General features: G+C 60.8%; 19 protein-coding genes and 3 tRNA genes. 10 read left to right on the forward strand and 12 right to left on the reverse strand.

Annotated features, from left to right (window positions below):
• The first annotated feature begins 114 nt into the window (after positions 1-114).
• The 3 genes from FB481_RS00325 (at position 115) to FB481_RS00335 (ending at position 357) form a co-directional block, all read left to right on the forward strand.
• Positions 115-190, forward strand: a tRNA-Asn gene (locus tag FB481_RS00325).
• 9 nt (positions 191-199) lie between these two features.
• Positions 200-276 (forward strand) — tRNA-Pro (locus tag FB481_RS00330).
• 5 nt (positions 277-281) lie between these two features.
• Positions 282-357: transfer RNA gene (locus tag FB481_RS00335), tRNA-Lys, on the forward strand.
• A 376-nt stretch (positions 358-733) separates the two neighbouring features.
• On the opposite strand, the gene FB481_RS00340 is transcribed toward FB481_RS00335, so the two are convergent.
• From FB481_RS00340 to pilB, 7 genes are all read right to left on the reverse strand, one after another.
• Positions 734-2032, reverse strand: a complete 1299-nt coding sequence (locus FB481_RS00340) for an NAD(P)/FAD-dependent oxidoreductase (RefSeq protein WP_093499904.1) — start codon at positions 2030-2032, stop codon at positions 734-736.
• Positions 2033-2265: 233 nt separating this feature from the next.
• Complete coding sequence (locus FB481_RS00345; protein WP_147174747.1) at positions 2266-2793, reverse strand: MOSC domain-containing protein; 528 nt, start codon at positions 2791-2793, stop codon at positions 2266-2268.
• 34 nt (positions 2794-2827) lie between these two features.
• Positions 2828-3028 (reverse strand): DNA gyrase inhibitor YacG, encoded by a 201-nt coding sequence (yacG, locus tag FB481_RS00350; RefSeq protein ID WP_070884463.1) that lies wholly within the window; start codon positions 3026-3028, stop codon positions 2828-2830.
• The gene (coaE, locus tag FB481_RS00355; protein ID WP_147174748.1) at positions 3025-3633 is read right to left on the reverse strand and encodes a dephospho-CoA kinase; all 609 of its coding nucleotides are present in this window, start codon (positions 3631-3633) and stop codon (positions 3025-3027) included. Before coaE ends, yacG begins: the two co-directional genes overlap by 4 nt.
• Positions 3634-3890: 257 nt before the next feature.
• Complete coding sequence (locus FB481_RS00360; protein WP_147174749.1) at positions 3891-4763, reverse strand: A24 family peptidase; 873 nt, start codon at positions 4761-4763, stop codon at positions 3891-3893.
• 3 nt (positions 4764-4766) lie between these two features.
• Positions 4767-5990 (reverse strand): type II secretion system F family protein, encoded by a 1224-nt coding sequence (locus FB481_RS00365; protein ID WP_147174750.1) that lies wholly within the window; start codon positions 5988-5990, stop codon positions 4767-4769.
• Between the two features lie 2 nt (positions 5991-5992).
• A complete protein-coding gene (gene pilB / locus FB481_RS00370) occupies positions 5993-7693 on the reverse strand; it encodes a type IV-A pilus assembly ATPase PilB (RefSeq protein WP_147174751.1) in 1701 nt (566 codons plus the stop codon).
• Between the two features lie 260 nt (positions 7694-7953).
• Here pilB and FB481_RS00375 point away from each other — a divergent pair, with 260 nt between their 5' ends.
• From FB481_RS00375 to FB481_RS00385, 3 genes are all read left to right on the forward strand, one after another.
• Complete coding sequence (locus FB481_RS00375) at positions 7954-8424, forward strand: pilin (RefSeq protein ID WP_147174752.1); 471 nt, start codon at positions 7954-7956, stop codon at positions 8422-8424.
• A gap of 55 nt (positions 8425-8479) precedes the next feature.
• Complete coding sequence (locus FB481_RS00380) at positions 8480-10132, forward strand: PglL family O-oligosaccharyltransferase (protein ID WP_147174753.1); 1653 nt, start codon at positions 8480-8482, stop codon at positions 10130-10132.
• Between the two features lie 450 nt (positions 10133-10582).
• The gene (locus tag FB481_RS00385) at positions 10583-12988 is read left to right on the forward strand and encodes a membrane-bound PQQ-dependent dehydrogenase, glucose/quinate/shikimate family (RefSeq protein WP_147174754.1); all 2406 of its coding nucleotides are present in this window, start codon (positions 10583-10585) and stop codon (positions 12986-12988) included.
• Positions 12989-13087: 99 nt separating this feature from the next.
• Here the strand turns inward: FB481_RS00385 and FB481_RS00390 are convergent, their stop codons facing one another.
• Positions 13088-14671, reverse strand: coding sequence for a peptide chain release factor 3 (locus FB481_RS00390; protein ID WP_147174755.1), 1584 nt, complete (start codon positions 14669-14671; stop codon positions 13088-13090).
• Between the two features lie 165 nt (positions 14672-14836).
• Between FB481_RS00390 and FB481_RS00395 the strand changes: the two genes are divergently transcribed.
• From FB481_RS00395 to FB481_RS00410, 4 genes are all read left to right on the forward strand, one after another.
• Positions 14837-15268 (forward strand): DUF192 domain-containing protein, encoded by a 432-nt coding sequence (locus FB481_RS00395; protein ID WP_147174756.1) that lies wholly within the window; start codon positions 14837-14839, stop codon positions 15266-15268.
• A gap of 111 nt (positions 15269-15379) precedes the next feature.
• Complete coding sequence (ribA, locus tag FB481_RS00400; protein WP_027903065.1) at positions 15380-15997, forward strand: GTP cyclohydrolase II; 618 nt, start codon at positions 15380-15382, stop codon at positions 15995-15997.
• On the forward strand, positions 15994-16407 hold the full coding sequence (locus FB481_RS00405; RefSeq protein WP_147174757.1) for an MFS transporter: 414 nt from the start codon (positions 15994-15996) through the stop codon (positions 16405-16407). The genes ribA and FB481_RS00405 overlap by 4 nt, the downstream gene beginning before the upstream one ends.
• A gap of 145 nt (positions 16408-16552) precedes the next feature.
• Entirely contained in the window at positions 16553-17563 is a 1011-nt protein-coding gene (locus FB481_RS00410) for an AI-2E family transporter (RefSeq protein ID WP_147174758.1), read from the forward strand.
• Positions 17564-17628: 65 nt separating this feature from the next.
• On the opposite strand, the gene FB481_RS00415 is transcribed toward FB481_RS00410, so the two are convergent.
• From FB481_RS00415 to FB481_RS00430, 4 genes are all read right to left on the reverse strand, one after another.
• Positions 17629-19872, reverse strand: coding sequence for a methyl-accepting chemotaxis protein (locus FB481_RS00415; protein WP_372239513.1), 2244 nt, complete (start codon positions 19870-19872; stop codon positions 17629-17631).
• Between the two features lie 84 nt (positions 19873-19956).
• Positions 19957-21843, reverse strand: coding sequence for a 1-deoxy-D-xylulose-5-phosphate synthase (gene dxs / locus FB481_RS00420; protein ID WP_147174760.1), 1887 nt, complete (start codon positions 21841-21843; stop codon positions 19957-19959).
• Between the two features lie 119 nt (positions 21844-21962).
• Positions 21963-22850, reverse strand: coding sequence for a (2E,6E)-farnesyl diphosphate synthase (ispA, locus tag FB481_RS00425; protein ID WP_147174761.1), 888 nt, complete (start codon positions 22848-22850; stop codon positions 21963-21965).
• Positions 22847-23089 (reverse strand): exodeoxyribonuclease VII small subunit, encoded by a 243-nt coding sequence (locus FB481_RS00430; protein WP_013792851.1) that lies wholly within the window; start codon positions 23087-23089, stop codon positions 22847-22849. The genes ispA and FB481_RS00430 overlap by 4 nt, the downstream gene beginning before the upstream one ends.
• Between the last annotated feature and the right edge of the window lie 70 nt (positions 23090-23159).

Genomic DNA, 23159 nt, shown 5'->3' on the forward strand with positions numbered 1-23159 from the left:
CGTTCGCAAAGCATTGTCATAAAAGCAATTTAGGGGGTTGACAGCGGTTTGCGAAACCGTAAAATGGCGCGCCTCTGCAGCGGCAACGCAAACAGAGAAAAGAAAGAACATAGTTCCGCGATAGCTCAGTCGGTAGAGCAAATGACTGTTAATCATTGGGTCCCTGGTTCGAGTCCAGGTCGCGGAGCCAATCTTTCCTCGGGGTGTAGCGCAGTCCGGTAGCGCGCCTGCTTTGGGAGCAGGATGTCAGGAGTTCGAATCCCCTCACCCCGACCATATTTGGGTCGTTAGCTCAGTTGGTAGAGCAGTTGGCTTTTAACCAATTGGTCGTAGGTTCGAATCCTACACGACCCACCATTTCAAGCTCGGCTTGAGTAAAGAACCCGCCAAAAGGCGGGTTTTTTGCTTTCTGGGCTTTGGTTAGTTCAAGGGCCGCCCTTATTCGGCTTTGCGCGACAAGACGCTGGGTCTCACCCTCGCGGGCGGAAACAGCCAGCGTGGCCGAAGGAGTGGCACGCTTTTGTGGGAGCGCGCCATGCGCGAAATTGCGGGCGTGGCCCGCTCCCACAGGTTTGCAGCTGTAGGGTGGGCAACGCTCTTTTTGTCCACCATTGCGATAGTAAAGAAGATAGGCGATCGGCTCGCGCAGCAGACGCTTTCTTCAGCCCCCGCGGCTTTTGCAGAATGGTGGACGAATGAAGCGTCGTCCACCCGACGACAAGTGCGCTTCGAGTTAATGCAGCTTCAACCGCGGATCGGTACTACGGCCGATGCGGTCACTGAGCATCAGCAACAGTGTGCGGAAGGGGCCGTATAGCGCCATCTGGTGCATGCGATATAGCGAGACGTAGAACATCCGCGCCAACCAGCCTTCCAGTTTCACGCTTCCCATCAGGTTGCCCATCAGATTGCCGACCGCGCTGAAGCTCGACAGCGAGATGAGCGAGCCGTAATCCTTGTAGGTGTAGCTTGGCAGCGGTTGGTTCTGCAGGCGCAGCGTCAGTGACTTGACCAGCAGCGAAGCTTGCTGATGGGCTGCCTGGGCGCGTGGCGGTACGTTTCGCTCGCTACCATCGCCCATCGGGCAGGCCGCGCAGTCGCCAAAGGCGAAGATGTTCTCGTCACGCGTGGTCTGCAGTGTGCTGGTGACGACCAGCTGGTTGATGCGGTTGCTCTCAAGGCCATCCAGGTCCTTGAGAAAGGCCGGCGCGCGAATACCGGCCGCCCAGACCTTGAGGCTGGCAGGGATGGTTTCGCCGTTGGCCAGTACCAGTCCCTCGGCGGTGACCTCTTTCACCGCGGCCCCGGTCATGACGTTCACACCGAGTTTTTGCAGGGTCTTGTGTACGGGCGCGCTGATGCGCTCCGGCAGGGCGGGCAATACCCGCGGCCCGGCTTCGACCAGGCTAATACGCATGTTTTCAGGGCGGATGCGATCCAGGCCATAGGCCGCCAGTTCGCGTGCGGCGTGGTGCAGCTCGGCGGCCAGCTCAACGCCGGTGGCGCCGGCGCCGACGATGGCGACGCTGATCTGATCGTTATCGCCTTTGCCAGCGTGGGCGCGCAGGTAATGGCTGAGCATCTTGCGGTGGAAGCGTTCGGCCTGCTCGCGGGTGTCGAGGAAAATGCAGTGGTTGGCTGCCCCCTCGGTGCCGAAATCGTTGGTGGTGCTGCCCACCGAAATGACCAGCGTGTCGTAGGGCAGCTCGCGGGCGGGCACCAGTTCGCGGTTGTCTTCGTCCAGGGTGGCGGCCAGCTGAATGGTCTTGCGCTCGCGGTCCAGTCCGCTCATGCGCCCGAGCTGGAATTCGAAGTGGTTCCACTTGGCCTGGGCCACGTAGTTCAGCTCGTTCTCCGTGGAGTTCAGCGAGCCGGCGGCCACTTCGTGCAGCAGCGGTTTCCAGATATGGGTGAGGTTGGCATCGGCCAGGGTGATGTGTGCTTTACCGCGCTTACCGAGTTTCTGGCCGAGGCGGGTAGCCAACTCCAGGCCGCCGGCGCCGCCGCCGACAATGACGATTCGATGGGTCATGGTGAGTCTCACAAGGCTAGGAAATCGGTGGCGAGTCCGGGCGAGCGGTGCTCCAGCGCCAGGCGACTCATGTGCCAATCCACGCAGGCGGGTACCTGCGCGTCAGAAAACGGGTGGTGCTGCATCGAGGATGCGTGTGTTGCGTCAACTCATCGACAGAAAGCCGACCGCTTGGGTTCAATCGGTGCGCGCATTCTAGCAGCGTGGCGCGCGCCACGGCTGAGACGGCATGGTTATTCAACGCGCTCCAGTGGCTCGACTTCGAGCGGATCGCGCAGGCGGATGATTCCGCTGTGAATCACCCGCGCGGTAATCCCGCCATGGCCGCGAACGGCCTGAAAGGTACCCAGCCCCAGGCGTTGCTCAAGCTTGGCGCAGGGTTGGCACCAGCCGGTGGTTTCCAGAATCGCCTGGCCGATGCGAAAGCGTCGGCCCTTGAGGCTGAACAGGTTGATGCCGCTGACGGCGATATTGCGCCTGAGGTCCTCGGGCTTTATCGCATGCTGAGCGTCGCGCCCGAGCAGGGCGCTGATCACGGCCAGGTGCTCCCATTGGATCAAGGTGACCTGGCGGGCATTGCGTGGGCCGGGCCTGGAATGATCGCCGGTCAGGCCCGCTTCACGGCGCGCCTCGACCGCGTCGAGAATCAGCATGTCGCCGAGGCGCTCGGGGCGTACGCCGATCCAGCGCACCTGACCCTGTTGCGGCACGGCAGCGATAAGTGCCTGGAGCGGGCTGGCTGGGTAGGCTTCAGGCCTCAAGGTATGGTTCCGCCGTCTCGGTGGCTGGGGCGGCTCAGTGCCGGCTGGGCGGCAGATCATCGGAGAACAGATCGTCCTCCAGCGGATTGCCAGGAATCGCGTGTTCTTCCGATGCCCAGGCACCCAGGTCGATCAGCTTGCAACGCTCGGAGCAGAACGGCCGGCTCGGGCTCTGCGGGCCCCATTCCACGGGCGCTGCGCAGGTTGGGCAGGCGACGAGAGTAGGTGTGGTCATGGTTGGCCTCCGTTCAAGGTCAGGTAAAAGGCATGCAGGCGTTCGACCTCCTGTTCGACCCAGGCCAGGTCACGGTCGTTTACCAGTACGTCATCTGCGTGGCTCAGGCGTGTTTCGCGACTGGCCTGGGCGGCCATGATGGCGCGCACCTGTTCGGCAGACAACCGATCGCGCTGCATGGTGCGTTCGATCTGCAGCTTCTCGGGCACATCGACCACCAGGATACGCTGGGTCAGTTTGTACTGGCCGGATTCGATCAATAGCGGCGAGACCATGATGGCGTAGGGCGGCTTGGCATTGGCCAGAAACTGCGCGGTTTCTGCGGCGATCAATGGATGCAGCAATTTTTCCAGCCAACCGCGTTCGGCGGGCGATTGGAAAATCAGCTCACGCAGTGCCGAACGGTTCAATTGCCCGTCGGCCTGTAGCACCTGTTCGCCGAAGTGCTCGGCTATGGCCGTCAGGGCAGGGCGCCCGGGCTCGACGACCCAGCGAGCGGCCTGGTCGGCATCGACCACATCCACGCCCAATGCGGCGAACTGCGCGGCCACGGCGCTTTTGCCACTGCCGATGCCGCCGGTGAGCCCAAGCGTCCAGGGTTTCATGATGAGCTGCCCCTTAGAAAATCAGGGGCGGATTGTAAAGGAGCAGCTGCGCATGTGCGAATCAGTGGTGATGGCGCGACTGTGTGGCGCCTCCCCCCCTGCGTCCTGTGGCGGGGTTCCTGCGCGATGTCAGGCGACTCACTGTTGGCGTAGGAGCGTCGCCCTCGGCGCGAAACGATCGTTATGTCGAACCGCTTTGGCGCGGTCATCCAGTGTCTGGGTTGATTGGCGCCGCACTCTACCCAGGTCTTTGCGCGTCAGTTGAACCCGGCAAACTGCAAGTAACCCTCGGTAATCTGCTTACCCCACAACAGTGCGATAAAGCCTGCAATGGCCAGGTAGGGGCCAAAGGGAATCGGTGTGCTGGTGCTGGCATCACGTAGGCGCAGCATGATCACACCAAGCACGGCGCCGACCACCGAAGACAGCAGAATGGTCAGCGGCAAAATCTGCCAGCCACCCCAGGCGCCGAGCATTGCCAGCAGCTTGAAGTCGCCATAGCCCATACCTTCCTTACCGGTCACCAGCTTGAACAGCCAGAACACCGACCAGAGGCTCAGGTACCCCGCGACGGCGCCCCATAGGGCATCTTCCAGACTGGTGAATAGCCCGAAATTGTTGGCAATCAAACCCAGCCATAGCAGTGGCAGCACCAGTGCATCAGGTAGCAGTTGGTGATCGGCGTCGATCAGGCTCATCGCCAACAGGCCCCAGGCCAGCACCAGCATGCCCGCCGCTTGCCAGCCAAAGCCGAAATGCCAGGCGATATAGGCCGAGATGAGGCCGCAGCTCAGCTCGACCAGTGGATAGCTCAGGCTGATCTTCGCCTTGCAGCCAGCGCATTTGCCGCGCAGAAACAGATAGCTGATGACCGGGATATTTTCCCAAGGACGAATTTCATGCTGGCAGTGAGGGCAGCTGGAGTGGGGAAGTACCAGATTGTAGGTCTCGCCCGCTGGCTCGGCTGGTAGCTCAAGCACTTCACGCGCTTGAGTGCGCCAGTCGCGCAGCATCATCTTTGGCAGACGGTGGATCACTACGTTGAGAAAGCTGCCAACCAGCAGGCCGATTATTAGAGCGCAGAAAACAAAGGCCGGCATGTTGCCGGCCAGGAAGTCAATTATTGTCATGGGTCAGACGACGTTGCCCAGTTGGAAGATTGGCAGGTACATGGCGATGATGAGGCCACCGACGAGGACGCCAAGTACGGACATGATCATGGGCTCCATTAGTGCGGTAAGGCCGTCCACAGCATTGTCTACTTCCGCCTCGTAATAGCTGGCCACCTTGTCGAGCATGGTATCCAGCGCACCGGACTCTTCACCAATCGCCGTCATCTGAACGGCCATGGCTGGGAAAGCATTGGTCGAACGCATGGAAAAGTTTAGCTGCATGCCGCTGGTGACATCCTGCTTGACCTTGGCTACAGCATTGCGGAAGACCACGTTGCCGGTTGCGCCTGCAACGGAGTCCAGCGCTTCGACAAGGGGTACACCAGCTGCGAAGGTCGTTGACAGTGTGCGGGCGTAACGGGCAACTGCAGCTTTGTAAACAATATTGCCTACGATAGGTGCCTTGAGAATGGTGCGATCCAAGCCGTCTCGGAATTTCTCCGAGCGTTGTTTGGCCTGCATGAAGGCGTAGCCCGCGCCGATCAGGGCAATCAGAAAGATGAACCACCACTCCTGCAGTCCTTCGGATATGCCAATAACAAAAAGCGTAAAAGCCGGCAGTTCAGCACCGAAACTTGAAAAAACCTCTTTGAACTGAGGCACCACCTTGATAAGCAAAATGCACGAAACGATGATCGCGACTGCGATGACGGCAATCGGATAGTTCATGGCTTTCTTGATCTTGGCTTTGAGCGCCTCGGTTTTTTCTTTATAGGTAGCCACTCGGTCAAGGAGGCTCTCCAGTGCACCGGATTGCTCACCGGCGTCAACCAGGTTGCAGAACAGGTCGTCAAAATACTGAGGTTTGGTACGCAGCGCGGCAGCAAAGCTGTTACCTGCCGCCACATGCTGCTTCAGCTCATCTACCAGCTTGCGCATGCTGGGCTTTTCCACGCCGTCGGCAATGATGTCGAACGACTGCAGCAGTGGCACGCCGGCCTTCATCATGGTCGCCATCTGGCGGGCGAACAGGGCGATATCAAGCGGTTTGATCTTCTTGCCGGTGCCGCCCAGGCTCATACCTTTCTTGCGCACCTTGGTCGGGTTGATGCCTTGTTTGCGCAACTGCGCCTTGACCAGTGCGGGATTCTGACCGTTGAGCTCGCCCTTGACGATGCTGCCCTTGCGATCCTTGCCTTCCCAGACAAAGGTGCTGGTCTTGGGCGCTTTTGCTGCTGCTGCCATGGTTAATCCTTGGTCACGCGGTTGACTTCTTCAAGGCTGGTCACGCCTTGCATGGCCTTCACAAGGGCCGAAGTGCGCAGGTCGTTAAAGCCGTCTTTGCGCATTTGCGCGGCAATATCGATGGAGTTGCCTTCCTCCATGATAATCCGCTGCAGGCTCGGCGTGTTTTTAACCACTTCATAAATACCGACACGACCTTTATAGCCGTTCTTGCAGTTTTCGCAGCCAACCGGGCCGTAGATCTTGAAGCTGCCGATCTTGTCCTCCGGAAAACCTTCCTCCAGCAATGCTTCGCGCGGGATATCGACTTCCTTTTTGCAGGACGAACACAGCTTGCGCGCCAGGCGTTGAGCGATGATCAGGTTGACCGAGGTGGCGATGTTGAAGGAGGGCACACCCATATTACGCAGGCGGGTGAGAGTTTCCGCTGCGCTGTTGGTATGCAGGGTCGACATCACCATATGGCCGGTCTGCGCGGCCTTGATGGCGATGGAAGCGGTATCCAGGTCACGAATCTCGCCAACCATGATGATATCCGGATCCTGACGTAGGAAGGCGCGCAACGCCTGGGTAAAGTCCATTCCCTGCTTGGGGTTTACGTTGACCTGATTGATGCCTTCGAGGTTGATCTCCACCGGGTCTTCGGCCGTGGAGATATTCACATCCGGCGTGTTGAGAATATTGAGGCCGGTATACAGGGATACCGTCTTGCCGGAACCGGTCGGGCCGGTCACCAGAATCATGCCTTGCGGCTGCTTGAGGGCGTTGAGGTACAGTTCCTTCTGGTCTTCCTCGTAACCCAAGGCGTCGATACCCATTTGCGCGCTGGAAGAATCGAGAATCCGCATCACGATTTTCTCGCCCCACAGCGTTGGCAAGGTATTGACGCGGAAATCGATGGATTTGCTCTTGGAAATCTTCATCTTGATGCGGCCGTCCTGCGGCTTGCGTCGCTCGGAAATGTCTAGACCGGCCATGACCTTGAGGCGTGCAGAGATGCGTGGTGCTAGCTGGATCGGCGGGCGAGCTGTCTCGTGCAGGATGCCGTCGGTACGGAAACGCACGCGGTAGGTGCGCTCGTAGGGCTCGAAGTGCAGATCCGAAGAGCCGCCCTTGATGGCGTCGAGCAGCATCTTGTTGACGAAGCGCACCACCGGAGCGTCATCGGCATCCTGGCCGCCCTCCGGCTTCTTGTCGTCGTCGACAGTCTCGGTTTCCAAACCGTCCAGATCCACATCGCCCAAGTCCTCCAGGCCGCTATGGCCGGTATCGAAAAACTTATCGATGGCGTCGCCCAGCTTGTCATCCTCGACCAGCAGTGCTTCGGTAGAAAGGCCGGTGCTGAACTGAATATCAGTGACGACTTGGTGGTTAGAGGGGTCTGAGATCCCCACGAACAGTTTGTTGCCACGGCGCCACAACGGTAGAGCGCGGTGCTGACGTACGAGCTTTTCGCTAACCAAGTCTTTCGGCTGGCTTTCCTTGTCCAGGGCGCTCAGATCGAAATAGGCGATGCCGAACTGATCCGCCGTCAGTTCAGCCAATGCGCGGCTTTTGACCAGCTTGTTCTGAGCCAGGTAGTGAACAAGAGAGAGCTTGTTGCGTTTGGCTTGAACCTGCGCCTGTTGAGCGGCCTTCTCGTCCAGCAGCTCGGCCAGCACCACCTGCTTGGCCAAGCCGGAAAGGGGAATGTTCTCGCTCATGGGCACCTCGGTATCAATGGATGGGTGCGTTATAGCGTAGATGCCTGGGGCTGCCAAATTGGCGATGTCAAGGTGACGGAAAGTGTCACAAGGTGCGCATCAATGTGTTTGGCGCGAAGGCGATGGCTTCGCCAGGAGTGGTGATTATGTGAGTGCGTTGGCAGTAATTGTGGTCAGAGGCCGGGGATCGAAAGTTGGCACGGCTTCTGCAGTGTCATCGCCAGGCTTGTCTGCCTGACACTTAATGACTGGAGAGTTACATGAAAGCTCAAATGCAAAAGGGTTTCACCCTTATCGAATTGATGATCGTAGTTGCCATTATTGGTATTTTGGCGGCGGTTGCTCTGCCTGCATATCAAGATTACACAGCCCGAGCTAAAGTGTCTGAAGTAGTTCTTGCAGCTTCTGCTTGCCGCACTACCATTACTGAGGCCGTCCAGTCGAGCACTACACTCCCTACCGCAGGAAACTGGGGTTGTGAGAGTGCAAGCGCTACATCAAAGTATGTAGCAAAAGTTGAAACCACCAACGCTGGTCGGGTAGACGTAACCGTTGGTACAGGCATCAACTCTGACGTTGATGGCAAAGTCTTGACCCTGATCCCATCTTCTTCGGCAACCGCGGTTACTGCACCTACAGCTGGTGGTGCGATCAATCGTTGGATCTGTGGTAGCAGTGCTAATGGTACGACTATTCCTGCTAAATACCTGCCAGGCTCTTGCCGCGGTTAACGAATGGTTTAGATTATAGAGCCCCGCCTTGGCGGGGCTTTTTTATGGTCAACGTATGCATGATTTGATTAGAACGCCGCGAGTAATACCTTTTTTTCTTCTACTTATTTCATGGTTGCTGCCGAACCATGTTCCACCATTCAATACAGCTTATCAGGATTTTTCAGCTGTTTCGGCAGTCTTGCTTTTGTGGATATTGTTTCCCATTTCGATTCGGCTGGATTGGCGAATTTTAATTCTTGTTTTTTTTGCTTTTTTGCCAGTTTTTCAGTGGTGGCTAGGGACAATATTTTTCTGGGGTGATGCATTTTTGGCTTCAGCATACTTGTTGTTCTTTTTGTTCTCGCTTTCTTTTTCAAGCGGCCTTTCAGATAGGAAGGGCTTGAGAGAAGAATTCATTTCTCGCTTTTTTATCTTCCTGATTCTGGCAGCTGTACTATCGATTTGGATAGCTGCTAGGCAGTGGTTATTGCTTTCGGGCAGCTTGTGGACAGCTGATATGCCTCCAGGCGGGAGACCCTTCGCAAATATGGGGCAGCCCAATAATTTGGCTACATTGCTAGTTATGGGCTTGTTCGGTGTTGTATATTTTTACGAAAAACATAGGTTCTCGCATATTATATTTTGGATGCTTGTTCTTGTATTGCTCTTTGGTGTGGCGTTAACCCAGTCGCGTACCCCGTGGCTGGTTTTTCCTGTGATGTTGCTTTACTGGGTATTCAAGTACCGGCGGGATTTTCGTTTAACAAGATTTGGGTTTGCTAGCATGGTTGGGTTATATGCTTGCATGGTTGTGTTGCTGCCCACGATTTCTAGCACGCTATTGCTGTCAAGTGCTAACCCCTATGAGCGGATGCAGTCGCTAGAGCGTCTCGATTTGTGGTGGCAGCTTCTACACGCTGTGCTTAATGGACCTCTATGGGGCTATGGTTGGAACCAAGTGAGTGTGGCCCAGGCACATATTTCGCAAGCCTACCCCGTATCCCTGATGACGGAGCATAGTCACAACATCTTGCTGGATATTTTGCTGTGGAATGGCCCGGTAGTCGGTAGTGCAGTTATCCTGTTTTTAGGTGGCTGGTTATTTCAAGTTTTGAGGCGCTCACGTTCTATCGAAAGCCTATGCTCAGTTATGGCGGCCTCCGTTGTAATACTTCATGGTATGCTCGAATATCCGCTGGAGTATGCCTTCTTGCTATTGCCTGTTGGGCTGTTGTTAGGTGTGGCAGTTTCGGAAGATTCTGTTGTTAAGACGATTAAGGTTCCATCGTCTTTTCAATACGGCATTGTGTGTGTGCTTGCGATGCTGCTGTTTTGGGCTTGGAGTGAATATCGCGTTGTTGAGGAGGAGCATCGGTTGATGCGTTTCGAGACAGCGAAAATAGGAAGCGTACAATCAAATCATATCGCCCCTCCAGTTCAGTTATTCACTCAGCTAAGAGAATTTATTAGATTTGTGCGAACCCCTGCTGAGCCAGGAATGAGTGAAGAGGATTTAATATGGATGCGTAAAGTGGCACATCGCTACCCCTATCCTCCAAGCTTATTCCGTTATTCGCTTGCCTTGGGGCTTAATGGGCATACTGATGAGGCACGTGAACAGCTATCAATTCTTCGTGCGCTGCATGGCGAGGAGCACTACATGGAAGCTCTGCAATCTATAGAGCTGATGGGTAAGCGCTATCCGCAATTGCAGTATATCCACTGATGTATCGAGGTACGCCGAACTACATGTGTCCGGATCCCCATAGCTGAGGCTAGGATTAGCCGAAGGCGTAGTGAGTGGCGAAGCCCGTAATCATTCTTTTACCTCGCATCTTTTGTATCTGTCGCCGTACTGAACGCCCCGCCTAGTGCGGGGCGTTTTACTTTCTGGGATCGGCGGCATTAAGGATTTCCGGCGAATTACGCCTTCGGCTAATACGGCCTAAGATTTTTTGCATGCGGTATGGCGGCCCACTCGGATAAGTGGCGAGGGGCAATCAATCGATTACTTCGACTCTGCCGCATCAACTGCAGCAACCAAGCCTTGCCAACCCATTTGGGAAAAAACCTGAACCAAAAGCCCTCCCCCCTTTTCCACTGAGCATTGCCGAATAGATGTTTCAAAAGGCTTCGCTTTGGCTGGCCGTGAATGCATTGGGTGGAGAGTTCCCGCATGACTATGGAAGACGGCCGTCGGCCCCTACGCATTACCCTGACCGCGCTGGCGATGCTCCTGCTTGGGCTGGTTATTGCCGGCGGGGGCGGTTATCTCGCGGCGCTGGGCGGTTCCTGGTACTACCTTGTGGCAGGCATTGGCCTGCTTATCGTTGCAGGCCTGCTGTTTGCGCAGCGGCGAATCGCGATTGGCCTCTACGGCCTGCTCCTTCTAGGCACACTCGCCTGGACCCTCTACGAAGTCCGCTTCGACTGGTGGCAAATGGCACCGCGAATCGACCTGTGGTGCATCCTTGGTCTCTGGCTGTTCCTGCCGTTCGTCAATCGGCATGTCGGGCGTAACGGCCTCTGGCGTGACGGCGCCACCGGCGTTCTGGGCCTAGGCCTCTTGGCTGGTGCGGCGATGGCCGGTTATTCGCTGACCCAGGATTACCACTCCATCGACGGCGAATTCAGTGACGCACAGATGCAGGGTGGGGCGGCTGGTGGCCTTGCCCAGCGCTCGCCGAGTGAGTGGCCGGCTTATGGTGGTTCGAAGCAGAGTGATCGTTACTCGAGCGCTGATCTGATCACCCCTGAGAATGCCGGCAAGCTGGAGAAAGCCTGGGAGTTTCATACGGGGGATTTGCCGGGGGAGGGCGATCCCCATGAGCTGACCAATCAGGTCACGCCGCTGAAGGTTGGCAACACCCTTTTTATCTGCACGCCCCACAGCGTGGCCATCGCGCTGGATGCGGACACGGGCGAAGAGCGCTGGCGGTTCGACCCGAGCATCAATCGCGATGCCGAGTACTACCAGCATATGACCTGCCGTGGCCTGGCCTATCACGATGGCACCGCTGCTGCGGCCACCGCCGATGTAGCCGAGCAGCCCAACCAGCCCGCCGCACGTTGTGAAAAACGCCTGTTCCTGCCGACCAACGACGGCACTCTGATGGCGCTGGATGTCGAGGACGGTCAGCCGTGCGAAGACTTCGGCGATGCCGGCACGGTGGATCTCAAGGCCGGGCTGGGTGAGGGCGCACTAGGCGTCTTTCTGCCGACATCTCCGCCCGTGGTGACCAGCAAGCTGGTGATCCAGGGCGGTTCGATCACTGATAACGGTTCGGTGGACTCACCCGGCGGCGTGATTCGCGCCTATGACGTGAAGACCGGCGAGCTGGTGTGGAATTTCGATCCGGGCAATCCCGACGCCACCGAGCCGCTGGCACCGGGCGACACCTATGTGCGCAGCACGCCCAACGTGTGGACGATTCCCACCGCCGACGAGGCGCTGGGGCTGGTGTATTTACCGATGGGTAACCAGACCCCGGATCAGTGGTCGATCCCACGTAACGAGTTGGCCGAACGCTTCACCGCCACCCTGGTTGCGCTGGACCTTTCCACCGGCAAAGTGCGCTGGGAGTTCAAGACCGTGCACCACGATCTCTGGGACCGCGACCTGCCATCGCAGCCGACCCTAGTGGATATCGACAGCGCCCAGGGCAAGGTGCCGGCCATTATCCAGGCGACCAAGCGCGGTGATCTCTATGTGCTCGACCGGCGCACCGGCGAGCCCATCGTGCCGGTCAACGAGATGCCGGTGCCGCAAGGCACCGACTACGGTGACACCACCGCCGCTACCCAGCCTGCCTCGGCCCTGACGTATGCACCGCAGGAACCGCTTCGCGAGCGCGACATGTGGGGCGGTACGCCGATCGACCAGATGCTCTGCCGCATCCAGTTCCGCAAGCTGCGCTACGAGGGCGATTTCACACCGCCGTCGCAGGGCGGCTCGTTGATCTATCCAGGCAACGTCGGGGTGTTCAACTGGCCATCGGTGGCTGTGGATCCGAACCGCCAGTTGCTGTTCGGCGCGCCCAACTATCTGGCGTTCATCTCGCAGATGGTCAAGCGCAGCGAGGTCGACCCCGACGAGCAGATGGGCGGTGGCGAAACCGGCCTGCAACCGAACCTTGGGGCACCTTATATGGTGCGCTTGCAGCCCTTCCTGTCGGTGCTCGGCCTGCCATGCCAGTCGCCGCCTTGGGGTTACGTGACGGCCGTCGATCTGCGCACCATGAAAAAGGTGTGGATGCACAAGAACGGTACCAGTCGCGACAGCGCGCCGCTGGGCCTGCCGTTCCCGGTCGGTACCCCAGCACTTGGCGGGCCGATCGTCACCGCCGGTGGTGTGGCCTTCATGAGCGGTACGCTGGACTACTACCTGCGCGCCTATGACCTGAAGACCGGCAAGGAGCTGTGGAAAGGCCGTCTGCCGGCTGGCGGCCAGGCGACGCCGATGACCTACGTGTCCGAAAAGACCGGCAGGCAATACGTGGTGCAGATGGCCGGCGGGCACGGTTCGTTCGGCACCAAGATCGGTGATTCGGTGACGGCCTGGGCGTTGCCTGAGGATAAATAGGCAGGAAACCCGGGTGTCGCTTCGCTCGACCCGGGCTACCAAAAGTCCATAAAAAACGGCCCGTCGAGGGCCGTTTTTATTGAGCATGAAAAAGCGCGATCAGTGATGCTCGCGGGTCGCGCGGAATTTCACATCCGGCCAGCGCTCCTCCATCAGGCTCAGGTTGACGCGGGTCGGCGCCAGGTAGGTGAGGTGACCACCGCCATCGACGGCGAGGTTCTCCACGGCCTTGTTGGAGAATTCCTCGAGCTTCTTCTTGTCGTCGCACTCGATCCAGCGCGCCGACCACACGGTGATCGGCTCGTAGCCGCACTCGACCTTGTATTCCTCCTTCAGGCGGCTGGCGACCACGTCGAACTGCAGCACACCGACGGCGCCGAGGATGATGTCGTTACTGCGCTCGGGGAAGAACACCTGGGTGGCACCTTCCTCGGCGAGCTGCTGCAGGCCCTGGCGCAGTTGCTTGGATTTCAGCGGATCCTTCAGGCGTACGCGGCGGAACAGCTCAGGGGCGAAGTGCGGGATGCCGGTGAAGCCCAGCGCCTCGCCTTCGGTGAAGGTGTCGCCGATCTGGATGGTGCCGTGGTTGTGCAGGCCGATGATGTCGCCGGCCCAAGCTTCCTCGAGCATTTCACGCTCGCTGGAGAAGAAGGTCAGGGCGTCGCCGATGCGCACGTCCTTGCCGGTGCGCACGTGGCGCATCTTCATGCCTTTTTCGTACTTGCCCGAGCAGATGCGCATGAAGGCCACGCGGTCGCGGTGCTTGGGGTCCATGTTCGCCTGGATCTTGAATACGAAGCCGCTGAATTTCTCTTCGGTTGGCTCTACCGGGCGCTCGTTGGCGACCCGCGCCAGTGGGCGTGGCGCCCAATCGACCACGGCGTCGAGCACATGGTCGACGCCGAAGTTGCCGAGCGCGGTGCCGAAGAACACCGGGGTCAGCTGACCGTTGTTGAATTCGTCTTGGTCGAACGGGTGGCAGGCGACCTGCACCAGCTCCAGCTGCTCGACGAAGCGCTCGTACTCGTCACCGAGGTGCGCGCGGGCTTCGTCGGAGTCGAGCTTCTTGATGATCTTGGTTTCGGTGCGCTCGTGACCGTGGCCGGCGGTGTAGACGATGATGTAGTCGCCTTCGAGATGATACACACCCTTGAAGTCGCGGTAGCAACCGATCGGCCAGGTGATCGGCGCAGCCTTGATCTTCAGCACCGCTTCGATCTCGTCGAGTAGCTCGATGGGGTCACGGATGTCGCGGTCGAGCTTGTTGACGAAACTGACGATGGGCGTGTCGCGCAGACGGCAGACGTCCATCAGCGCGATTGTGCGTGGCTCGACGCCCTTACCGCCGTCGAGCACCATCAGCGCGCTGTCCACCGCGGTCAGGGTGCGGTAGGTGTCTTCCGAAAAGTCTTCGTGACCCGGGGTGTCGAGCAGGTTGATCATGTGCTCGCGATAGGGGAACTGCATCACCGAGGTGGTGATGGAGATGCCGCGCTGCTTCTCCATTTCCATCCAGTCGCTGGTGGCGTGGCGGTCGGATTTGCGCGACTTCACCGTACCGGCCACTTCGATCGCCTTGCCCATCAGCAGCAGCTTTTCGGTGATGGTGGTCTTACCGGCGTCGGGGTGGGAAATGATCGCGAAGGTACGGCGCTTGGCGACTTCGGCGGCCTGAGTGGTCATGGATGCGTGCCTGCTTGAAAGCGTGAGCGGGCCAGGGCGGCCCGGAAAAATGCGCGATTATAGCGGCAAATGCACAGGCGCTGGGGTATCCGCTGTGCTCGTCTGTCGCGTCACCGGTGCGACGAATGACGTAAGATCGGCGCTCTGTTCTCGCATTGGATTGGCATGAAGCATTCCGCTCTTTTTTGCGTCGCCTTGGGCCTTGCCTCGAACATGGCGCTGGCGCAGCTGCCCGAATGCCGGGTTGATTTCCCGTCTGGCCATGCTCGTGATCTGCCGCTGGCGGGCACCGCTGATACGCGCACCATCGGATTGTCCGGTCGTGATGACGTTGGCGACGGCATGCTCTTCGCCTGGCCTCAGGAAGGGCTGCGCGAGCTGTGGATGAAGGACACCCGCGTCGCGCTGTCGGCGGCCTTTATCGACAACGGCGGCACAGTGCGCAAGCTGGTCGACATGCGTCCCTTCAGCCTGCAGCGCCACGCCTCGGATGAGCCGGTGCGCTATATCATCGAGGTCGCCAGGGGCGAATTCGCCGGCCTTGGTGTGGCGGTCGGCAGCCGGGTGAGCATCGACTGTGACTACGCCGAAGGCTGAGCCGGCCCTCGATCCTTTTGATCGGTAATTCGGCTGACGCGGCTCTTGATGCTGCTGTTACACTATCACCCCTCGCAAATCCCCATTCCTTTCCGCTACCAGGAGCATCCGGTGTCTGTCGTGTTCGTCGCCGCCTCCCAACTGCCGACGCCGTTCGGTGTGTTCACCATGCATGGTTTTCTCGAGGAGGCCACGGGCAAGGAGCATGTCGCGCTGACCTTCGGCAATGTGGCCGACGGCGAGCCTGTGCTGGGGCGCCTGCATTCCGAGTGCCTGACCGGTGATGCGCTGTTCAGCCTGCGCTGTGATTGCGGCTTCCAGCTTGAGGGCGCCCTGCGTGCCATCGCCGAGGAAGGCCGCGGCGTGCTGCTCTATCTGCGCCAGGAAGGTCGCGGCATCGGTCTGCTCAACAAGATCCGCGCCTACGAGCTGCAGGATGGCGGCGCCGACACCGTCGAAGCCAACGAGCGCCTGGGCTTCGGTGCCGACATGCGTGATTACGCCATCTGCCTGCCGATGCTCAAGCACCTGGGCATCAGCTCGCTCAAGCTGATGACCAACAACCCGCGCAAGGTCAAGGCGCTTGGCGACATGGGTATTCCTGTAGCCAACCGCGTGCCGCTGCAGTTGGGCCACAACCCGCACAACAGCAAGTACCTGGCCACCAAGGCCGGCAAGCTCGGTCACATGCTCGGCAAGCTGCACCAAGGCGAGGTCGAGCGGCCTTGACCCGCGCCGCGGTCAAGCGCCGGTTGGCCCTGCTCTGGTGGCGGCAACTGGCACTGACCCTGGCGCCGCTGTTTGTGATCAATCTGCTGTTCGGTGCCGGGCGCCAACCCGGCGTGCTGGCCATGCCGCTGTTCATCGCCGGGCTGGCCTCGCTGTTCGTCAGCCTGCCACTGTTCAGCGCCTACAAGCGTGCCCTGTTCGCTACGGCGAAAGCCCTGAATACCACTGACGAGCCCGCCGCCTGGTTGACCCTGGCCGAGCGCCGGCGGCCGGCATTGCTAGGGGCGGGGCTGCCGGCCTGGATCGCCGCTCTGGCAGTATTCGCCGGGCTGGAAGCGGTGCCGCAGATCCTGCTGGCGCTGGCCAGCATCGTGGTTCTCTATCTTTACCGCATTCCCCGTCAACTCTGACTTTCGTCGCTAGGGCGCCAACTCGCGAAGCGCTGTCGCCTGCCTGTTGATCGCCGTCAGGGCTTGCGCTCGGGTTGTGCGATGACACTGGTAAAGCGCGCCGGCAACTGGCAGATTGAACGCCTTCCGGTTCATTGCAGACGTTATGAAAGCCCCCGTATCCCCCTGGTTTTCCCCAGCCAGCGCCCTGATCGTTGGCGGTGCGCTCCTGCTGGTCTTCCCTTTGAAATTGCTGCCCAGCCTGTTGGCAGGTCTTCTGGTATTCGAACTGGTCAACCGCCTGGCGCGGCCGATGCAGCGCCTGCTCGCCGGCCATATGGGGCGTGTGCTGGCGGTCGGCGTGCTGAGCGTGCTGGTGATCGCCGTGCTCGGGCTGATCTTTGCTGGCGGCTTTTCGCTGCTGATGCACGAACTCAACAACCCGGGGCGGATGATGGGCAAACTGCTCGGTGTGGTCGACCGCGCCCGCGAGCAGTTGCCCGAAGCGCTGGTGGCCTACCTGCCGGCCAACGTCGACGACATCCGCGTGGCGCTGCACGACTGGCTGCGCGGGCATATCAGCGAACTGCAGCTGCTCGGCAAGGGCGCCGTGCACATGTTCGTGACCATTCTGATCGGCATGATTCTCGGCGCGGTGATCGCGCTGCAGAGTGTGCCTGAGCCTGATCAGCTCAAGCCTCTTGCCGGCGCCTTGTTGACCCGCGTGCAGCGTTTCGTCGAGGCGTTTCGCAATATCGTCTTCGCGCAGATCAAGATATCCCTGCTCAACACCACCTTCACCGCGATCTTCCTGATTGGCGTGCTGCCACTGTTCGGCGTGCACCTGCCGCTGACCAAGACGCTGATCCTGATCACCTTCCTGGCCGGCCTGCTGCCGGTGGTCGGCAACCTGATCTCCAACACCGCGATCTTCGTGGTCGGCCTGTCGCTGTCGATCTGGGTGGCGCTGGGGGCGTTGGCCTACCTGATCGTCATCCACAAGGTCGAGTACTTCCTCAATGCGCGCATCGTCGGCGGGCAGATCAAGGCGCGGGCCTGGGAGCTATTGCTGGTCATGCTGGTGTTCGAGGCCGCCTTCGGCATCGCCGGCCTGGTGGCGGCGCCGGTCTATTACGCCTACGTGAAGAGTGAATTCAAGGCCCAGGGCTGGGTGTAGGCCTGGCTTTGCAGTGGCTGTTTGTGTCAACGCCAGGCTACGAGCCATGGCGATCTTCGGGAGTGCTAGTGCGCAGTTACGTTGAGGTTGAATGCTGTTGGTTGCCCGAGGGGTGATGCGCTGTTGCCGCCGAGATTTTCATGGCGGCTCAGGCGGCTGGCAGTCTTGTGCAGGTCGAGCACCAGCTGAGCCAGTGACTGAGCCGCCTGCAGTGTTTCGCTGGCGCTCTGGCTGCTGCGTTCGGCGGCCCCGGTGATCGCCTGGGCCTGGCCGTTGACTGCCTGCACCTGACTCAACTGCAGCTTCATTGCCGCGCTGATCTGGCCAAGGCGATCCTGCATGCCGGCCACTTCCTGTTCGATGCGCCCCAGTGCCTCGCTGGCCTCGCCCGAGCGCGCCACGCTGCTCTGCGCGGCTTGCTGGCAGCTGTGCATGGCCGTTTGGGTATCGAGGGTCTGCTGGCGAACACTGCCGAGCGTGGTGGCGATCTCCTGGGTGGCCTGTGCGGTGCGTCTGGCCAGGCCGCGAACCTCGTCGGCGACCACCGCGAAACCGCGACCGCTGTCGCCGGCACGTGCCGCTTCGATGGCGGCATTGAGGGCCAGCAGGTTGGTCTGGTCGGCGATGCCGCGAATAGCCTCGCTGATGTGCTGGATCTCTTCGGTCTGCCGGCTCAGCGCTTCGAGGGCCTGGCTCGACTGCTCGATACGGCTGGCCAGCAGGGCCACGTCATCGGCATTGTGCTGCACCGCCGTGGCGCCGTGGCGGGTCAGGTTCAGGGCCTGGCGGGAGGCTTGCTCGCTGTCGTGAATATGCTGGGCGACTTCGCCGATGCTGTGATTGACTTCGAGCATCGCCCTTGCGGTGGACACCGCGGCGGCCTGGCCCTGGGCCGCGCACTGGCTGGCATTACTGGCGGTACCGCTCAGTCCGGTGGAGGTGCCCTGCAGGGCGCTACCGGCCGCGACGATGCCCTGCATGGTGTGGTCCATCTTGTCGACGAAACTGTTCACCCAGCCGGCCAGGATGCCGGCCTCGTCGCTGGTGAAGCGTTCCAGCGCCAGGCGGTTGCTCAGCGGTGCGCCACATTCGGCGGTGTCCAGGAAGAAGTCCGATAGCGACTGTAGTGAGCGCGCCCGTGCGCGCAGGCTGAAGGCCCAGAAGGCCAGCAGCAGCCCGCCGGCGGCAGCGAAGGTCAGGGGCGCAGCGTGCTCGGGCAACTGCTGCGTCAGCCACCACTGCAGGCCACCCAGCAAGGCCAGGCCGGCCAGCAACTGGCTGGCCAGCGAGAAGCTCAGGCTGCGCTGGCGATAAACCTCTTCCAGGTCTCCTTCGCACATCAGCCCCCAGGTGTCCGGTGAGCCCGGCATACGCAGGGTAAGCCCGGCGCCCACTACTGGTACGTGGCGATAATCCGGGTAGCCGGGGTAGAGCACGAACAGGTTGCTGCCGTGGCGAATAGTTTCCCGCACACCCGGGTGCAGCTCGCCGGTGGCCGGGGCGGTGAAGCGCAGTTCGAATTCGGTGTGCTTGCGCACCTTTACAGTGCCGAACGGCGTCGGGATGCCCTGTTTCAGGTTGTCGCCACCGGTGAAGGCGTCGTCCTCGAAGCGCGAGCGCGACAGTGCGGTGCCCTGGGCGATGGCAGGGTTGTAGGCGCTTTGCACCATGAACAGGTAGTTGTCACCAGAGTCGCGGTAGACGTGGCCGGCCTCGCGCTGGATCAGATCGCTCATCACGTCGTTGGGAATCCGCGCGCACAGGCAGCCGACCACCTGGCCGGCATGGCTCAGCGGCTGGTGGAACACCAGGGTGACGGCGTCGTGAAACTTCGAGGTGGTGGCGCCCAGTTGCAGGGTCAGCTCGTCGCTGTACGGACCGAGCAGAAATGGTGCACGCAGGCCGGCGGCCAAGACTTGCGCATCGTAGCGGGCGCCCTGGCGCGGGGCATGGGTGGAGGCGACAATATGCCCGGTGGTGTCGACCACGAACAGTTCGGAGGCTTCGGGCATGTGGGCCAGGGCCCGTTGCAGGCTGCCGGGAGCGATGGCAGGCCAGGCTGAGGTCAGGCCGCTGCCCAGTACTTCGAGGGCCTGCCAGTGCTGCTGAGCCCAGTTGAGGAGCAGGTCGACGCGAGTCTGCGCCAATCCGGCGAAGGTTTTCTCCACCCGGGCCATCTGCCCGGCATTGAGCAGGCAGGACCAGCGCATGGCCAGCTTACCTGCCTTGCCTAACCAGGGCAGCCAGCGACGTTCGCGGCCGTGAAAGTCCATCTTGTGGCTACGCAGTTGCATACAAACTCCGGCCATCGAACGATGGTCTACATATGCCCAATTTCGGCAAGAAATTGATGCAAAATATGAGCCGTTCGTCGGTCCGGAGCTTGCGTATCTTTAGCCTTTCAGGCGGGTGCGGATCGCCTTCTCAATGCCGGCCGCGTCCAGGCCACACTCGGCGAGCATCTGGTCGGGGCGGGCATGCTCGACGTAGTAGTCGGGCAGACCCAGGTGCAGCATCGGTTTGAGGGTGCCTTGGCCGGCGAGGAATTCGCTGACGGCGCTGCCGGCGCCGCCCATCACGCTGTTCTCCTCGATGGTCACAAGCAGATCGTGGCTGGCGGCCAGTTCGCTGACCAGCGCTTCGTCGAGGGGTTTGACGAAGCGCATGTCGACCACCGTGGCGTCCAGGGTTTCGCCGACGCGCAGAGCTTCGGCCAGCTGCACGCCGAACACCAGCAGAGCCACGCCCTTGCCCTGGCGACGCACCACACCCTTGCCGATCGGCAGTGGCGTGAGTTCGCGGTCGATGGGCGCATTGGGGCCACTGCCGCGCGGGTAGCGCACCGCCGCCGGGCCAGCGAACTGGTAGCCGGTGGTGAGCATGTGGTGCAGCTCGTTTTCATCGCTCGGCGTCATGATCAGCATGCCGGGAATGCAGCGCAGATAGGAAAGGTCGAAGCTGCCCGCGTGGGTCGGGCCGTCTTCGCCGACCAGGCCGGCGCGGTCGATGGCGAACAGCACGTCGAGGTTCTGCACCGCGACGTCGTGGATCAGCTGATCGTAGGCGCGCTGCAGGAAGGTCGAGTAGATCGCTACCACCGGCTTGGCGCCTTCGCAGGCCATGCCCGCCGCCAGCGTGACCGCATGCTGCTCGGCGATGGCCACGTCGAAGTAGCGATCCGGGTAGCGCTCGCTGAAGGCCACCAGGTCCGAGCCTTCCTTCATGGCCGGGGTGATCGCCATCAGGCGTTCGTCCTGGGCAGCCATTTCGCACAGCCACTGGCCGAACACGCTGGAGTATTTCGGCCCGGACGGTTTCTTCGCCTTGGCCGGTGCGTTGATGGGCTCGAGCTTGGTGATGGCGTGGTAGACGATCGGGTCGACCTCGGCGGGGGCGAAGCCCTTGCCCTTCTTGGTGACCACGTGGAGGAACTGCAGGCCCTCCAGGTCGCGCATATTGCGCAGGGTGGCCAGCAGGGTCGGCAGGTCGTGGCCGTCGATGGGGCCGATGTAGTTCCAGCCCAGCTCTTCGAACATGGTGCCCGAGACCAGCATGCCCTTGGCGTGCTCTTCGGTCTTGCGGGCGATTTCCCAGGCGCCGGGCAGTTTGGACAGCACTTTCTTGCTGCCTTCACGCACGTTGGCATAGGTGCGGCTGGAGAGAATCTTGGCCAGGTAGTTGGACAGGCCGCCGACGTTCTTGGAAATCGACATGTCGTTGTCGTTGAGCACCACGAGCATGTTGGCCTTCACGTCCGCCGCATGGTTGAGTGCTTCGAAAGCCATGCCGGCAGTCAGGGCGCCGTCGCCGATCACCGCCACCGACTTGCGCTTGCTGCCCTGGCGCTGGGCGGCGATGGCCATGCCCAATGCGGCGCTGATCGAGGTGCTGGAATGACCGACGCCAAAGGTGTCGTACTCGCTTTCCGAGCGACGCGGAAAGGCGGCGATGCCGTCCTTCTGGCGCAGGCTGCCCATGCGCTCGCGGCGGCCGGTGAGAATCTTGTGCGGGTAGGCTTGGTGCCCCACGTCCCATACCAGGCGGTCGTCGGGCGTATCGAAGACATAGTGCAGGGCGACGGTCAGTTCGATCACCCCGAGGCCGGCACCGAAATGTCCGCCGGTCTGGCCGACCGTGTAGAGCAGGTACTGGCGCAGTTCATCCGCCAGGGTCTCCAGCTCGGCCTCGCCAAGGCGGCGCAATTCATCCGGCGTGTTGGCGCGGTCGAGCAGCGGCGTCAGCGGGCGTTCGCGGGGAATCTCGTGGAAAGTCGTCGGCATCAGGCGAGTCGTTATAAGAATTCGAAAATAAGTGGAGCAGTCTACCTGATGCGATCACCTGTGCCCAAGGGAGGACTTGGGCGCGGTTGCCGCAGCAGCGATGTCAGATAGACAGCGTTTCAGTTGCGCCGTTCGACGATATAACGAGCCAGTTCGCGCAGTGGCTCGGCGGCCTTGTCGAAGGGCTGCAGGGCCTGCAGCGCCTGGTCGCACAGCTCCAGAGCGTAGCTCTTGGCGGCGGCCATGCCGAGCAGCGCCGGGTAGGTCGGCTTGTCGTTCGCCTGGTCCTTGCCCTGGGTCTTGCCCAGCGTCGCTGTATCGCTTTCCACGTCGAGAATGTCGTCCTGCACCTGGAAGGCCAGGCCGACGGCGCGGGCGTAGGTGCTCAGCGCAGCCAGCGCCTGTTCGTCGGCGCGGCCACTGGCCAGTGCGCCGAGGCGCACGGCGGCTTCGATCAGCGCGCCGGTCTTGTGGCGATGCATGACTTCCAGCGCCGGTTGCTGCAACTGATGGCCTACAGAGCCGAGGTCGATGGCCTGACCACCGACCATGCCGGCCGGGCCTGCAGCCTGGGCCAGAGCCTGGAACATGCTCAGGCGAATCTCGGCACTGTGCGGGTTGTGCCGGGGGTTGGCGAGCACGTCGAAAGCCAGGCTCTGCAGGCCATCGCCGGCGAGAATGGCGGTGGCTTCGTCAAAGGCGATATGGGTGGTCGGCTGACCGCGGCGCAGGTCGTCGTCGTCCATGGCCGGCAGGTCGTCATGCACCAGGGAATAGGCGTGGATCAGTTCCACCGCGCAGGCCGCGCCATCGGCCTGTTGCGCGCTGCCGCCGAGGGCTTCGCAGGCGGCGTAGGCGAGCAAAGGGCGCACGCGTTTGCCACCGTTGAAAACGCTGTAGCGCATGGCGGCGTAGAGGCGTTCGAGTTCGGCGCGTGGCGAGGCGAACAGCGGTTCGAGGGCGGCGTCGACCTGTTTCTGGCACCGCGCCTGGTAGGCGGCGATCATAGCGGCTCGTCCGTTTCGAACGGCGCCGCTTCCAGGGCGCCGTCGCGCTCCAGGAGGATCTGCACCTTCTGCTCGGCCTGGGTCAGGGCGGCCTGGCATTCGCGGGTCAGGCCGATGCCTTGTTCGAAGGCGCTCAGCGATTCTTCCAGCGACAGTTCGCCATTCTCCAGGCGCTCGACAATGGTTTGCAGTTCGGTGAGGGATTGCTCGAAGTCGAGCGCGGCTTTCTTGCGGGCCATGGTCAGCAGGTCTCAGGCGGGTTCGCGGTCGCCGCGACACTAGCAGAGGGCTCATTCGCGAGCAAATCAG

Source organism: Pseudomonas sp. AG1028 (genome assembly GCF_007993955.1).
In the GTDB taxonomy this organism is placed as follows: Bacteria; Pseudomonadota; Gammaproteobacteria; order Pseudomonadales; family Pseudomonadaceae; genus Aquipseudomonas; species Aquipseudomonas straminea.